At 68.5% G+C, this 13,272-nt stretch carries 11 protein-coding genes; 1 reads left to right on the forward strand and 10 read right to left on the reverse strand.

Annotated features, from left to right (window positions below):
* Positions 1–5: 5 nt before the first annotated feature.
* On the reverse strand, positions 6–1,184 hold the full coding sequence (locus tag V3596_RS19025) for an alanine racemase (protein ID WP_334279400.1): 1,179 nt from the start codon (positions 1,182–1,184) through the stop codon (positions 6–8).
* Positions 1,185–1,281: 97 nt separating this feature from the next.
* Between V3596_RS19025 and V3596_RS19030 the strand changes: the two genes are divergently transcribed.
* Positions 1,282–2,214 carry a LysR family transcriptional regulator gene (locus V3596_RS19030; RefSeq protein WP_334279401.1) on the forward strand — a complete coding sequence of 311 codons (933 nt, stop codon included), beginning with the start codon at positions 1,282–1,284 and terminating at the stop codon, positions 2,212–2,214.
* On the opposite strand, the gene V3596_RS19035 is transcribed toward V3596_RS19030, so the two are convergent.
* The 9 genes from V3596_RS19035 to V3596_RS19075 are packed head-to-tail and all read right to left on the reverse strand — an operon-like array spanning position 2,208 to position 13,154.
* Positions 2,208–3,635 carry an aldehyde dehydrogenase family protein gene (locus V3596_RS19035; RefSeq protein ID WP_395385094.1) on the reverse strand — a complete coding sequence of 476 codons (1,428 nt, stop codon included), beginning with the start codon at positions 3,633–3,635 and terminating at the stop codon, positions 2,208–2,210. The two genes, V3596_RS19030 and V3596_RS19035, sit on opposite strands and share 7 nt — an antisense overlap.
* A complete protein-coding gene (locus V3596_RS19040; RefSeq protein WP_334279402.1) occupies positions 3,632–5,104 on the reverse strand; it encodes an NAD-dependent succinate-semialdehyde dehydrogenase in 1,473 nt (490 codons plus the stop codon). Before V3596_RS19040 ends, V3596_RS19035 begins: the two co-directional genes overlap by 4 nt.
* Positions 5,104–6,180: a tartrate dehydrogenase gene (locus tag V3596_RS19045; RefSeq protein WP_334279403.1), complete on the reverse strand. Its 1,077-nt coding sequence runs from the start codon at positions 6,178–6,180 to the stop codon at positions 5,104–5,106. The genes V3596_RS19040 and V3596_RS19045 overlap by 1 nt, the downstream gene beginning before the upstream one ends.
* Positions 6,181–6,205: 25 nt before the next feature.
* Positions 6,206–7,834 carry an ABC transporter ATP-binding protein gene (locus V3596_RS19050; RefSeq protein WP_334279404.1) on the reverse strand — a complete coding sequence of 543 codons (1,629 nt, stop codon included), beginning with the start codon at positions 7,832–7,834 and terminating at the stop codon, positions 6,206–6,208.
* The gene (locus tag V3596_RS19055; protein WP_416383996.1) at positions 7,834–8,688 is read right to left on the reverse strand and encodes an ABC transporter permease; all 855 of its coding nucleotides are present in this window, start codon (positions 8,686–8,688) and stop codon (positions 7,834–7,836) included. Before V3596_RS19055 ends, V3596_RS19050 begins: the two co-directional genes overlap by 1 nt.
* A gap of 7 nt (positions 8,689–8,695) precedes the next feature.
* Positions 8,696–9,652, reverse strand: coding sequence for an ABC transporter permease (locus tag V3596_RS19060; protein WP_334279405.1), 957 nt, complete (start codon positions 9,650–9,652; stop codon positions 8,696–8,698).
* Positions 9,652–11,190: an ABC transporter substrate-binding protein gene (locus tag V3596_RS19065; RefSeq protein ID WP_334279406.1), complete on the reverse strand. Its 1,539-nt coding sequence runs from the start codon at positions 11,188–11,190 to the stop codon at positions 9,652–9,654. Before V3596_RS19065 ends, V3596_RS19060 begins: the two co-directional genes overlap by 1 nt.
* The gene (locus V3596_RS19070; RefSeq protein WP_334279407.1) at positions 11,187–12,476 is read right to left on the reverse strand and encodes an NAD(P)/FAD-dependent oxidoreductase; all 1,290 of its coding nucleotides are present in this window, start codon (positions 12,474–12,476) and stop codon (positions 11,187–11,189) included. Before V3596_RS19070 ends, V3596_RS19065 begins: the two co-directional genes overlap by 4 nt.
* 12 nt (positions 12,477–12,488) lie before the next feature.
* Complete coding sequence (locus tag V3596_RS19075) at positions 12,489–13,154, reverse strand: haloacid dehalogenase type II (RefSeq protein ID WP_334279408.1); 666 nt, start codon at positions 13,152–13,154, stop codon at positions 12,489–12,491.
* Positions 13,155–13,272: the final 118 nt, after the last annotated feature.

Below are 13,272 nucleotides of genomic sequence, written 5' to 3' on the forward strand. Positions count from 1 at the left end.
TCTGTTCACCATCCTCCAAAGCGGGGCCATTCGGCCTCGACTGCGGCGCTGCGGCCGCGCACCACTTGATAGCTTCTGTGCTGCGCACCTGTGGCGCAGGCGTGATTCGGCAAGATGCGCACGCGGTCCCCGATGGCCAGATCGGGCAGCGTCGCACCTGATCCGGGGCGCACGGTGATGATGCCGTGTTCCTGGTTGGCGTCGGCCAGGATCAGGTCTGGCCAGGCCTGGCCTTCGATGTCGCAGACCAGGCCATAGCCCTGGCTGACGGCCTGCTTGGAGGTGCCGCGGTCCTGCGACATCGCCATCCAGCCGGCGTCGACCAGAATCCAGCCCTTCTCGCGCTGATGGCCGATCACGGTGGCCATGACCGACAGCGCGATGTCGTCGATCTGGCACACGCCGATGCCGGCCATCACCAGGTCGAAGAACACGAACACGCCGGCCCGCACCTCGGTCACGCCGGAGAGGTCGGTGGCACTGTGGGCCGTCGGCGTCGAGCCCAGGCTCACGACCGGGCAGGGCAGGCCGGCGGCGCGCAGGATGGTGGCTGCATCGACAACGCCACGCCGTTCATCCTCGGCACATTGCCGCAGCGCCTCGGCACCGCGCGCGGCATAGCTGCCGCCGGCATGGGTGAGCACGCCGCGCAGTTCGGCGCCGTTCTCAAGCGCGCGGCCAATGGCCACCAGGCGCTCCGCGTCGGTCGGCAGCACGCCGGAGCGGTGGCCGTCGCAGTCGATCTCGATCAGCGCCGGAATGGGCGCACCGGCCTCACGCGACGCAGCCGCCACGGCCTCGGCCTGCGCCACGGTGTCGAGCAGCACGACCAGGTCCACGCCTTGCGCGCGCAGCGCCAGCACCTGCGGGAGCTTGGCCGGTGCGATGCCCACGGCATAGATCATGTCGCGCACACCGGCCGCGGCGAAGTGAGCGGCTTCCTTGAGTGTGGAGACAGTAGCCGGGCCTTCAGCCGAACTCATCACCTGGCGCGCCACCTCGACCGACTTGCAGGTCTTCAGGTGCGGGCGCAGACCGACACCCAGGCCCGCCAGCCGTGCGCGCAGCCGCGCCACATTGCGCGCCATGCGATCGGCATCGAGCACCAGGCAGGGCGTCTCCAGGTCTTGCAAGCTGCTCGCGACGGCCGTCGGGCGCTCTTCGGTGATTGCTGCTGCGTTCATGCCAGGTCCTCGTTGCTGAATGGATGCAGGAATTCTGCTTGCCGACCTATAAGGGCGCAATTTACGATTCCTGCATTCATGAATAAGTCGCGCCTTTATGTTGACCTCGGATGACCTGGCCTTTTTTGCCGTGGTGGCCGACTCCGGCTCGCTCGCCGAGGCCGCGCGCAAGCTCAATGTCACGCCGCCTGCGGTGTCGCAGCGCCTGATGGCGCTGGAGGCCCGCATCGGCATGCGTCTGCTGGAGCGCACCGGCCGGCGCTCCACACTGACCGACGAGGGCGCCCTGGTAGCCAGCCATGGCCGCATGGTGGCCGAGGCGATCGAGGCCCTCACCGAGGCCCTGGGCGACCGCAAGAGCCGGGTCAGCGGCCACCTGCGCGTGGCGGCGCCGCATGGCTTTGGCCGGCTGCATGTGGCGCCGGTGGCCGAGGCCTTTGCGCGCGCCCATGAGGGCGTGACGATCTCGCTGGAGCTGTCCGACCATCCCGGTGCGCAGGTGCTGGAGAGCTGTGACGTGGTGGTCCACATCGGCCCGCCGGGCCCGCTCAGCCAGGTCGTGACCACGCTGGCGCCGAACCGCCGCCTCCTGTGCGCCAGCCCCGCCTATCTCGAGCAGAACGAGGCCATTGCCGCGCCCGAAGACCTGGCGAGGCACCGCTGCCTGGTGGTGCGGGAGAACGACGAGGACGTGACGCTGTGGCGCTTCAGCCGCCGCCGGCATGAGCCGGCCACGGTGCGCATCCGGCCCGCGATGTCGAGCAACGATGGTGCCGTGGTGCGCGACTGGGCGCTGGCCGGCATGGGCATCGCGATCCGTTCCGAGTGGCATGTGGCCGAAGACCTGGCGCAGGGGCGGCTGCGCCAGGTCCTGCCCGAATGGGAGCTGCCGCCGGCTGATGTGGTGGCCATGCTGGGCGTGCGGCGCGGCCGCAGCGCGCGCACCACGGCTTTTGTGGCCATGCTTAGGCAGGCGCTGAACCCGGCGCCCTGGCGGCAAGCCAAGGAAGCGACGGGCCGCCATCAATAGCCGACGATGGCCTTGGTTTCGAGGTATTCCTCGAGCCCGTACTCGCCGTATTCCCGCCCGTTGCCGGAGCGCTTGTAGCCGCCGAAAGGCGCGTGGGCATTCCAGGGCGGGTAGTTGATGTGGACCTGGCCGGCACGGATGCGGCCGGCCACGCGGCGGGCCCGCTCCAGGTCGGCCGATTGCAGGTGGGCGCCGAGGCCGTAGATGGTGTCGTTGGCCAGTGCTATGGCATGGGCCTCGTCGCGGTACGGCATGATCACCAGCACCGGGCCGAAGATCTCTTCCTGCGCCACGCGCATCTGTGGCGTCACGCGCGAAAACACCGTGGGGCGCACGAAGAAGCCTTGTTCGATGCCTTCGGGGCGACCCAGGCCGCCGCAGACCAGGCGAGCACCTTCCTCGATGCCGGCCGCGATCATCTCCTGCACCCGCCTGAACTGCGGTGCATTGGCAATCGGGCCCATCGTTGTCTGATCGTCTTGCGGGTCGCCGACCTTGATGCCGGCCACGGCCTTGGCCGCCAGCGCCTCGACCTCGGCCAGGCGCGATTCCGGCACCAGCATGCGCGTGGGCGCGCTGCAGGACTGGCCGACATTGCGCATGCCGGCCAGCACGCCCTTGGCCACGCCGTTCTCGAAGTCCGCGTCGTCGAGGAAGACATTGGGCGACTTGCCGCCCAGCTCCTGCACCACGCGCTTGACGGTCACGGCGGCGGCTTGCGCCACCAGCACGCCGGCACGCGTGGAGCCGGTGATCGAGATCATGTCCACGTCCGGATGGGAGGCCAGCGCTGCACCCACCACTTCGCCGGTGCCGCCCACCAGGTTGAACACTCCGGGGGGCGTGCCCGCGTCATGCATCACTTGCGCGAACAGCAGCGCGCTGTAGGGCGAGAGCTCGCTGGGCTTGAGCACCACGGTGCAGCCGGCCGCAATGGCCGGCGCCACCTTGGCGGTGAGCTGGTACAGCGGCCAGTTCCAGGGCGTGATCAGCGCGCAGACGCCGATCGGCTCCTTGGCGATGGCCGTGCCGCCCTGCCGGTAGAGAAAGGCGTAGTCGCGCAGCACTTCGATCTGCGCGCGCACATGGGCGATGCCGAAGGGCACCTGCGAGGCGCGCGAGAAGGCAATGGCGGCGCCCATCTCGGTCGAGATGGCCTGGGCGAAGGCCTCGGCCCGCTCTTCCATCAGCGCCAGGATGCGCGTCAGCAGCGCGATGCGCTCGTCCACGCTGCTGAGAGAAAAGGTCTCGAAGGCTCGTCGGGCGGCGGCCACGGCCAGGTCGACATCGGCCGCCGAGCCTGCGGCCACTTCGCCCATCACTTGCGCAGTGACGGGGTTGACCACGGCGAGCCGCGGCGCCTCGGGCCGGTCCTGCCACTGGCCGTCGATATAGAAGGCCGCGTCGGTGCGCATGCTCATCGCAAGTTTCCTTGGCACAGGTATTTGGTGTGCATGTACTCGTCGAGCCCGTGGCGGCCACCTTCACGCCCGTAGCCCGATTCCTTGACGCCACCGAATGGCGCGGCCTCGGCGGCCAGCGCGCCCTCGTTGATGCCGACGATGCCGGACTCCAGCGCATCGGCCACGCGCCAGGCGCGGTCGATGTCGCGCGAATAGAAGTAGGAGGCCAGGCCGAAGGGCGTGCCATTGGCGGCGGCGATGACGTCGGCTTCATCATCGAAGCGCGTGATCGGCACGACCGGGCCGAAGGTCTCCTCGCAGGAGCAGGCCATCTCGGCATCGGCGTTGATGAGAACGGTCGGCGCGAAATAGTTGGAGCCGAGGCTCGTGAGCCGCTGCCCACCGACGACGACACGGGCGCCGCGCGCCACCGCGTCCTGCACATGGCGGGCGATCTTGTCGACCGCGCGAGCGTTGATCATCGGGCCGATCTGAGAATCTTCAGCACTGGCCGGGCCGACCTTCAATGCAACCACGCGGGCGGCCAGCTTTTCAACGAACAGCTCATGCACGGCGCTGTGCACGAAGACCCGGTTCGGGCTGACGCAGGTCTGGCCGCCGTTGCGGAACTTGGCCGCCATCAGGCCGGCCACGGCCGCATCGACGTCGGCATCCTCGAAGACGATGAAGGGCGCGTTGCCGCCCAGCTCCAGCGACAGCTTCTTCAGGGTACCGGCCGATTCGCGGGCCAGGTGCTTGCCCACCGGTGTCGAGCCGGTGAAGGTGATCTTGCGCACGCGGCTGTCGGCCAGCCATACGTCTACCACCTCGGCGGCCCGCTCGCGCGAGGCCACCACGATGTTCAGCACGCCAGCCGGAAACCCGGCTTCCTCGGCCAGGCGGGCCAGGGCCAGCGAGGTCAGGGGGGTGTCTTCAGCGGGCTTGGCCACGACGGTGCAGCCGGCGGCCAGGGCCGGCGCGATCTTGCGGGCGATCATCGCGGCCGGGAAGTTCCAGGGCGTGATCGCGGCGATGACGCCGACCGGCTCTTTCACCGCCATCATGCGGCGGCCGGTGACCGGTGCCGGAATCATGTCGCCATAGGAGCGCGTGGCCTCTTCGGCGAACCATTCGACATAGCTGGCCGCGTACGCCACTTCGCCGCGGCCCTCGGCCAGCGGCTTGCCCTGCTCGCGCGAGATCAGGCGGCCGAGGTCTTCCTGATGGGCAATGATCAGGTCGTTCCACTTCTTGAGCAATTGCGCGCGCTGCTTGGCCGGCGTGGCGCGCCAGGCCGGGAAGGCGGCCTGCGCGGCGTCCACAGCGGCTTGCGCATCCACGGCGCCGCTGTCGGGCACCTGGGCGAACACCTGGTCGAGCGCGGGGTCGCTGACCGGCAGCTGCCGGCCCTCGGCCGCAGCCACCCAGCGGCCGCCGATGAAGTTCTGGTGGCGCTGCAGCTCAGCGCGTTGCAAGGTCAAAGGCATCATCGTGCTCCCAGGCGGGCGGCAATCGCCTCGCCCATTTCGGTGGTCGAGGCCTGGCCGCCCAGGTCGCCGGTGCGTGGGCCCTCCACCAGCACCTGCTCGATGGCAGTGACGATGGCGTCGTGGGCTTCACGGTGGCCCAGGAAGTCCAGCATCAGCGCGGCCGACCAGATCATGGCCACCGGGTTGGCGATGTTGCGGCCGTAGATGTCGGGCGCCGAGCCATGCACCGGCTCGAACAGCGAGGGGAAATTGCGCTCCGGGTTCAGGTTGGCCGAGGGCGCGAGGCCAATGGTGCCGGTGGTGGCCGGGCCGAGGTCGGAGAGGATGTCGCCAAACAGATTGGAGGCCACGACCACGTCGAAGCCCTGCGGCTGCAGCACGAAGCGGGCGCTGAGGATGTCGATGTGCTGCTTGTCGACCGTGACCTCCGGGTAGGCGGCGCCCACCGCATCGGCGCGGCCGTCCCACCAGGGCATGCTGATCGCGATGCCATTGCTCTTGGTCGCCACGGTCAGGTGCTTGCGCTCGCGAGAGCGGGCCAGCTCGAAGGCGTACTTCAGCACACGGTCGCTGCCAAAGCGCGAATAGACCGACTCCTGGATCACGATCTCGCGTTCGGTGCCCTCGTACATGATGCCGCCGAGCTTGGTGTATTCGCCCTCGGTGTTCTCGCGCACGACGAAGTAGTCGATCTCGCCGGGCTTGCGGCCGGCCAGCGGGCAGGGCACGCCTTCGAACAGGCGCACCGGGCGCAGATTGATGTACTGGTCGAACTCGCGGCGGAACTTCAGCAGCGAGCCCCACAGCGAGACATGGTCGGGCACGGTGGCCGGCCAGCCTACGGCGCCGAACAGGATCGCGTCCTGGCTCTGCAGCTGGGCCTTCCAGTCGTCCGGCATCATCGCGCCAGTGGCCTGGTAGTAGTCGCAGCTGGCCCAGGCTATGGGCGTCAGCTGCAACTCGATGCCGAAGCGCTCCGCGGCGGCGCGCAGCACGCGCAGGCCTTCGGGCATCACTTCCTTGCCGATGCCGTCGCCGGGAATCACGGCGATCTTGTGGATTTTCTTGCTCATGGGAGTTGTTCCAGTCCGTTAGGCCTCAGGCCGCGACTTGTTCGTCCAGCCAGCCCTGGCGCAGCTCGGGGACCGAGCGGGCCAGCAGTTCGTAATAGGGGTGATGGGGGCCGCGCTCGTAGTCGGCGCGCGCCACCTGCGCCAGCTTGCGGCCGTGCTGCATGACGACGATCTCGTCGCAGACCGAACGCACCGTGTGCAGGTCGTGGCTGATGAAGAGGTAGGACAGGCCCAGCTCGCGGCGCAGCTCGCAGATCAGGTCCAGCACCGCCGCGCCCACCACGGTGTCCAGCGCCGAAGTCACCTCGTCGCAGAGGATCAGCTCGGGCTCGGCGGCCAGCGCGCGCGCCAGGTTGATGCGCTGCTTCTGCCCACCGGAGAGACCGCCGGGCAGGCGCCCGGCCACCGTGGAAGGCAGGCGCACCAGGTCGAGCAATTCCTTGATTCGCTTGGCTAGCGCTGCGCCCGAGAGCCCACGGTAGAACTGCAGCGGCCGCGCCAGGATCTGCTCGATGCTGTGCGAAGGGTTGAGCGAGGTGTCGGCCGACTGGAAGACGATCTGCACGCGACGCAATTGCTCGCGGCTGCGACCGGCCAAGGTGCCGGGCAGCGCCTGGCCGTCGAACAGGATCTGACCTTCGCAAGGTGCAATCAGCCCGGCCACGGCGCGGGCCAGCGTGGTCTTGCCGGAGCCGGATTCACCGATCACGCCGATGGCCTGGCCCCGGTACAGCTTCAGATCGATGCCTTCGAGAATCAGCGTCTTGGGCTGGCCCCGCTTGTCGGTGGCACCGTAGCCGGCCGAGATATTGCGCACCTCGAGCAAGGGCTGCTGGCTTGACGCCGAAGAGCTCGCACCCGACTCGCGCTCCTTGGGCCGCGCCGCGGCGAGCAGGCTCTGCGTGTAGTCGCTGACCGGGGCCTGCAGGATCTGCGGTGTGGCACCCAGCTCGCGCATCGCGCCGTCGCGCAGCACCAGGATGTGGTCGGCCATCTGCGCCACCACGGCCAGGTCATGGCTCACATAGACGGCCGAGGTCTTGCGCTCGCGCACCACGCGGCGAAAGGCGCGCAGCACCTCGATCTGCGTGGTCACGTCGAGCGCCGTGGTCGGCTCGTCCAGGATCACCAGCTCAGGGTCGGTGATCAGGGCCATCGCCGCCATCAGGCGCTGCAACTGGCCTCCCGACACCTGGTGCGGGTAGCGCGAGCCAATCGTGGTCGGGTTGGGCAGGGCCAGCTCATGGAACAGCTCGACGGCCTTGGCCTCGGCGGCCGCGCGCGACAGCACACGGTGGATCAGGGCCGGCTCGATCACCTGGTCCATGATGGTGCGCGAGGGGTTGAACGAAGCCGCCGCGCTCTGCGCGATATAGGCCACGCGGCGGCCGCGCAGCGCGCGTTGCTGCGCTTCGCTCAAGCCGAGCACCTCGGTGTCACCGATCTTCACCTCGCCGCCGGCGATGCGGCAACCATGGCGGGCATAGCCCATCAGGGCCAGCGCCGTGGTGGTCTTGCCGGAGCCCGATTCGCCGATCAGCGCGAGCACCTCGCCGGGCGCGATGTCGAAGCTCAGCTCATGGACGATGGTCTGCTCGGCGTCGGCCGGGCCGGCAACGATCTTCAGGCCGCGCACCTGGACATGGGCTCCCATCAGTGGTCTCCGCGGGCCTTGCGACCCGGCAGGTTGTCGATCAGGAGGTTGACCGCGATGGTCAGGCTGGCAATGGCCAGGGCCGGCGCCACGACGGCGGCGCCGCCGCTGTCCAGCGCGCCGATGTTCTCGCGCACCAGCGAGCCCCAGTCGGCTTCAGGCGGCTGCACGCCCAGGCCCAGGAAGCTCAAGGAGGCCAGCAACAGCACCACGTAGACGAAGCGCAGGCCCAGGTCGGCCAGCATCGGGTTGATCATGTTGGGCAGGATTTCCTTCAGCATGATGTAGAGCCGGCCTTCGCCGCGGGTGCGGGCCACGGTCACGTAATCCAGCGCATTGATATTCACGGCCAGCGAGCGGGCGATGCGGAAGGCGCCGGGCACGTAGATCAGGGCCGCGGTGGGCACCAGCATGCTCACGTCGGAGCCGAAGGCAGCCACCATGATCAGGGCCAGCATCTTCGAAGGAATCGAGGTCATGGTGTCGACGGTGCGGCTGATCACGGCATCAACCCAGGGCGCGCTGGCCGCAGCCAGCAAGGCCAGCAGCGTGCCGATGCTGCTGGCCAGCACCGTGGCCAGCAGGGCGATGCCCACCGTGTAGCGAGCGCCGGCAATCACGCGGCCCAGCATGTCGCGGCCGAGGTAGTCGGTGCCCAGCCAATGCGCGGCACTGATCGGCTCGAAGACATCCGCCTGGCCGAGGTCGGAGCCGTCCACTCCCGGCAGCATGGGGCCGAACAGCGCCACCAGCAGCCACAGCACGAGCAGGCCTGCGCCCAGCAGGCCGGGCCAGCTCATCGGCAGCTTGCGTCGCAACGCCGGGGGGGTGGCGGAAAGTGGTGGGCTTGACATGAGCTTCTCAGCGATGGCGCAGGCGCGGGTTGGCGACGATGCTGACCAGGTCGGCCAGCGTGACCAGCAACAGGTAGACCGCGCAGAACAGCATGGCGCAGGTCTGCACCAGCGGAATGTCGCGCTGGGTCACACCGTCCACCATCAGGCTGGCGATGCCGGGGTAGTTGAAGATGGTCTCGACGATGATCACGCCGCCCAGCAGGTAGGACAGCGACAGCGCCACCGCATTGACGATGGGGCCGATGGCGTTGGGCAGCGCATGCGCCAGCACCATGCGGGTCGGCGAGGCGCCCTTCAGGCGCACCATCTCGATATAGGGCGCCTTCAATTGGTCCACCACGGCTGCCCGCGTCATGCGCATCATCTGGGCCATGGTGACGCAGCACAGGCTCATCACCGGCATCGCGAAGGCGCGCAACATATCGGTCAGCGACGAGGCCGCATTCGTGTACGACAAGGCGGGCAGCCAGCGCAACTGCACCGCGAACAGCAGCACCGCCAGCGTGGCCACCAGGAACTCCGGCACCGAGACCACGGCCACGGCGCCCGAGCTCGCCAGCCGGTCGAACCAGGAGCCGCGCCACATGGCCGAGGCAATGCCCAGGGCCAGGGCGAGAGGCACGGCGATGGCGGAGGTGATGGCCGCCAGCAGCAGCGAGGCCGGCAGGCGCTTGCCAATCATCTCGCCCACCGGCTTGCCGCTGACGATGGACTGACCGGGGTCGCCGCTCAGCATGCCAGTCAGCCAGCGTGCGTAGCGCTGCGGCGCCGGCAGGTCCAGGCCCATCTGGTGACGCAGCGCGGCCAGCGATTCGACTGTCGCCTCCTGGCCCAGCTGGGCGGCCGCGGCGTCCCCGGGCAGGAGGTCGGTGATCGTGAACACGACGGCCGACACCACCAGCAGCGACACGCAGGCCAGGGCCAGGCGGCTCAGGAGCAGGCGCAAGATCAGGAGATTCATCAGGCGCCCTCCAGCCAGACATGTTCGGCAAAGGCCGAGGCCATCAGGCCGCCCAAGGGGTTCGGACGCAGGCCGCGCAGCCGCTGGCTGTGGCCGTCGAGGCTGGAGATGAACATCGGAATCCCGAGGCCACCCTGTTCATGAATCATCACCTGCATGTCGGCGTACATGGACTTGCGCTTGTCGAGGTCCAGCTCGGCCCGCGCGGACAGCAGCAACTGGTCGAAGCGGGGGCTCTTCCAGCGTGCTTCGTTCCAGGGCGAATCGGACTTGAAGAACTGCGTCAGCAGGGTGTCGGCGCTGGGGCGCGGATTGGTGTTGCCGAAGCCGACGGGGCTCTGCAGCCAGTGGTTGGACCAGTAGCCATCGCCCGGCATGCGCTTGAGGTCCAGCGTCATGCCGATGCGGCGCGCCGCATGCTGCAGGACCACGGCGATCTCGACCGAGTAGGTCGCCACCGGCGAGGCCACGACCGGGATGCGGGTGCCGGCCAAGCCCGACTTGCGGAAATGAAAGCGGGCCCGTTCGGGGTCGTACGGACGCTGCGGCAGACCGGCGAAATGAAAGCGGTGGCTGGGGTCGATCGGCTGGTCGTTGGCAATCGTGGCATGCCCCTGGGCAACGACCTTGCGCAGCAGCTCGCGGTCGAGCAGGTGCTTCATGGCCAGCACGAAGTCCGGGTTGCGGCCGGGGCCCAGGTCGCCGCGCATGATGAGGTCGGTGTACTGGCCTGACGGCGTGTCGAGCACCGCATAGCCCGGCGTCTGCTGCACCCGCTTGACCGCGCGCGGGTTGATGGCCGCCACCAGGTCGAGGTCGCCCGACAGCAGGCCGTTGACGCGGGCACCGTCGTCGCTGATGCCGACGAATTCGATCTCGTCCAGATAGGGCCGGCCGGGCTTCCAGTAGTTCTTGTTGCGCACCGCAATCGAGCGCACGCCGGGCCGGAACTCCTGCACCCGGAACGCTCCGGTGCCGATGCCGGCCGAGAAGTCGGTCGTGCCGTCCTGAACGATCACGAAGTTGTGCGTGCCCAGGATCACCGGCAGGTCGGCATTGGGCGCCTTCAACGTCACGGTGACCTCGAGCGGGCCGCTGGCGGCCACCGTCTCGATCTGGTCAGCGAGGGCCTTGACCTTGGAGCCGGTGGCGGGGTTCTTGTGGCGCATCAGCGAGAACACCACGTCGGCCGGGGTCAGCGGCTTGCCGTCGTGGAAGGTGACGCCCCTGCGAAGCCTGAACACCCAGGTCTGCGCATCGCGGCTGCTGAACTCCTCGGCCAGCGCCGGCTGCGGGCTCAGCTGGTTGTCGAGCTCGGTGAGGCCGTTGTAGAACATGCGGCCGCGCGAGTAGTCGGTCTGGTTGGCCAGCTTGGCCGGGTCCAGCGTGTCGTTGATGCCCGCACTGGCACCAGCCACACGGATGCGGCCACCCTGGCGCGGTGTCTGCGCCTGGGCACCGAGTGCCGCGCCACCGAGCCCGCCGGCCACAAAGAGGCCCAGCAGCTCGCGACGGGTGCTTGTGAGCAGGCCGCTCATGCCAGCTTGTCCTTGAGGCGGAAATAGAGACCGACGGCGGGCAGGAACCACGGCGGTCCCAGGTGGCCGGGTATGGCCGGCCACGGGCGCTCGCGCCAGGGGTTGGCGGCCTCGTTGCCGCTCATCGCGGCGGCCATGCGCTCGCCCATGTGCACCGACATCTGCGTGCCATGGCCGCTGTAGCCCATCGAGTAGTACAGGCCGTCGCGTTCGCCGGCATGCGGCAGGCGGTCCTGGCTCATGTCCACGAGGCCGCCCCAGCAGTAGTCGATGCGCACCTGGCCCAACTGCGGAAAGATCTCGGCCAGGCCGGCGCGCAGGATCTCACCGCTTTTCTGGTCTGAGGTGGGGCTGGAGATGGCAAAGCGCGCGCGGCCGCCGAAGACCAGGCGATGGTCGGGCGTCACGCGGAAGTAGTGATGGATGTTGGCCACCGTCACATAGGTCCGGCGCCCAGCCAGCAGGGCCGCGACGCGCTCGGCCCCGAGCGGCTCGGTGACGATGATGAAGCTGCCGATGCCCACGATGCGGCGGCGCAGCCAGCCGAAGCTGCCGTAGCCGCCGTGCAGGGTGGCACCGGTGGCCAGCAGCACCTGCTTGGCCCTCACGCTGCCGCGCGGCGTGTGCAGCACATGGGCATGCGTTCGGCCCTGGCGCTGCATGCTCTGCACCGGCGTGCTCAGGTGGATCTGCGCGCCCTTGCGCTCGGCCGCGGCGGCCAGGCCGGCGGCAAAGCGGCCCATGTGCATCTGGGCGCTCTTCTTCTGCAAGAGGCCGCCGACGAAGCGATCACTGTCGACCTCGCTGCGGATGCGCTCCGGCGTGACGAGCTCCACGTCGGGATCGACCTCGCGGGCCATGCGCTCGCAGCTGCGGGCCAGCGCCTCGTAGTGCACCGGCTTGGTGGCGAGCTTGAGCTTGCCGTTGCGCTGGAAGTCGCAATCGATCTGCTCTTCCTGAACCAGGCGGGCCACGCTGTCGACCGCGGCATCGAACTCGTGATACCAGGAGCGGGCCCGCTCGACACCGTGCTGCTCGGCGGCGGCCACGTAGTCCACCGCCAGGCCGTTGTTGACATGGCCGCCATTGCGACCCGAGGCTTCCTTGGCCACGCGGTCGCAGGCTTCCAGCACCACCACCTTGGCGCCCTGCCGGGCCAGGTCACGCGCAGCCGCCAGGCCGGTGAACCCGGCGCCGACGATGGCCACATCGGCTGTGGCAGGCAGCTCGGCAGCGGCCGGCTGGAAGGCCGGCGCCGAATCGGTCCAGTAGGAATCGAGCTTCATGGCCGCAGGGAATCAGAGGCCGACGACGCCGGGCAGGCCGCCGATGTCCTTGATCTCGACGTAGTTGTACTCCGGGCAGCCCGGGCCGTGGCCGCGGTTGACGAAGACCTTGTTCTTGATGCCCAGGTCGTCGGCCGACATCAGGTCGTAGCGCAGGCTGGACGAGACGTGCAGGAAGTCTTCCGGGTTGGCGTTCAGCGAATCGAACATGTATTCGAAGGCCTTCAGCCGCGGCTTGTAGGCCTGGGCCTGCTGAGCCGTGTAGACGCGGTGGAAGGGCGCGCCCAGCATGGCCACGTTCTTCTGGATCTGGTGATCCATCGCGTTTGACAGGATGACCAGCGGAATCTCCTTGGCCACCTTGGCCAGGCCGGCCGGTACGTCGTCGTGCGGCGTCCAGGTCGGCACCGCGTCGTAGTAGCGCTGGGCTTCGTGGTCGAAGTACTGGATCTTCCACTTCTTGCACAGACGGCGCACGGCATTCTTCAGCACCACTTCGTAGGGCTGCCAGTCGCCCAGCACTTCGTCGAAGCGGTAGGCAGTGAAGTCGGCGATGAACTGCTCCATTTGCTCGGGCTTGATGCGGTCCGAATAGATCTCGCGGCTCAGCTCGGCCATGCGGAAGCGGGTCAGCGTGCCGTAGCAGTCGAAGCTGATGTACTTGGGACGGAAGACCATGTTGATTCCTTGAAGTTCGGTGTCGAAATCGGGCGTGAAGGCGGCTCTTTGCTTGACTTCATTGAAGCATGGGCGCCGAAGAGAAGTGCAGGGTTGTGGCCCCGCCGCGCGCATGAAA

Origin of the sequence: Roseateles microcysteis, from assembly GCF_036880965.1 — a bacterium.
In the GTDB taxonomy this organism is placed as follows: Bacteria; Pseudomonadota; Gammaproteobacteria; order Burkholderiales; family Burkholderiaceae_C; genus JAUASW01.

What these genes read in the sequence shown, in the direction of transcription:
- V3596_RS19025 (WP_334279400.1), bottom strand. Translation starts at nt 1,184, where the DNA reads ATGAACGCAGCAGCAATCACCGAAGAGCGCCCGACGGCCGTCGCGAGC.
- V3596_RS19030 (WP_334279401.1), top strand. Translation starts at nt 1,282, where the DNA reads ATGTTGACCTCGGATGACCTGGCCTTTTTTGCCGTGGTGGCCGACTCC.
- V3596_RS19035 (WP_395385094.1), bottom strand. Translation starts at nt 3,635, where the DNA reads ATGAGCATGCGCACCGACGCGGCCTTCTATATCGACGGCCAGTGGCAG.
- V3596_RS19040 (WP_334279402.1), bottom strand. Translation starts at nt 5,104, where the DNA reads ATGCCTTTGACCTTGCAACGCGCTGAGCTGCAGCGCCACCAGAACTTC.
- V3596_RS19045 (WP_334279403.1), bottom strand. Translation starts at nt 6,180, where the DNA reads ATGAGCAAGAAAATCCACAAGATCGCCGTGATTCCCGGCGACGGCATC.
- V3596_RS19050 (WP_334279404.1), bottom strand. Translation starts at nt 7,834, where the DNA reads ATGGGAGCCCATGTCCAGGTGCGCGGCCTGAAGATCGTTGCCGGCCCG.
- V3596_RS19055 (WP_416383996.1), bottom strand. Translation starts at nt 8,688, where the DNA reads ATGTCAAGCCCACCACTTTCCGCCACCCCCCCGGCGTTGCGACGCAAG.
- V3596_RS19060 (WP_334279405.1), bottom strand. Translation starts at nt 9,652, where the DNA reads ATGAATCTCCTGATCTTGCGCCTGCTCCTGAGCCGCCTGGCCCTGGCC.
- V3596_RS19065 (WP_334279406.1), bottom strand. Translation starts at nt 11,190, where the DNA reads ATGAGCGGCCTGCTCACAAGCACCCGTCGCGAGCTGCTGGGCCTCTTT.
- V3596_RS19070 (WP_334279407.1), bottom strand. Translation starts at nt 12,476, where the DNA reads ATGAAGCTCGATTCCTACTGGACCGATTCGGCGCCGGCCTTCCAGCCG.
- V3596_RS19075 (WP_334279408.1), bottom strand. Translation starts at nt 13,154, where the DNA reads ATGGTCTTCCGTCCCAAGTACATCAGCTTCGACTGCTACGGCACGCTG.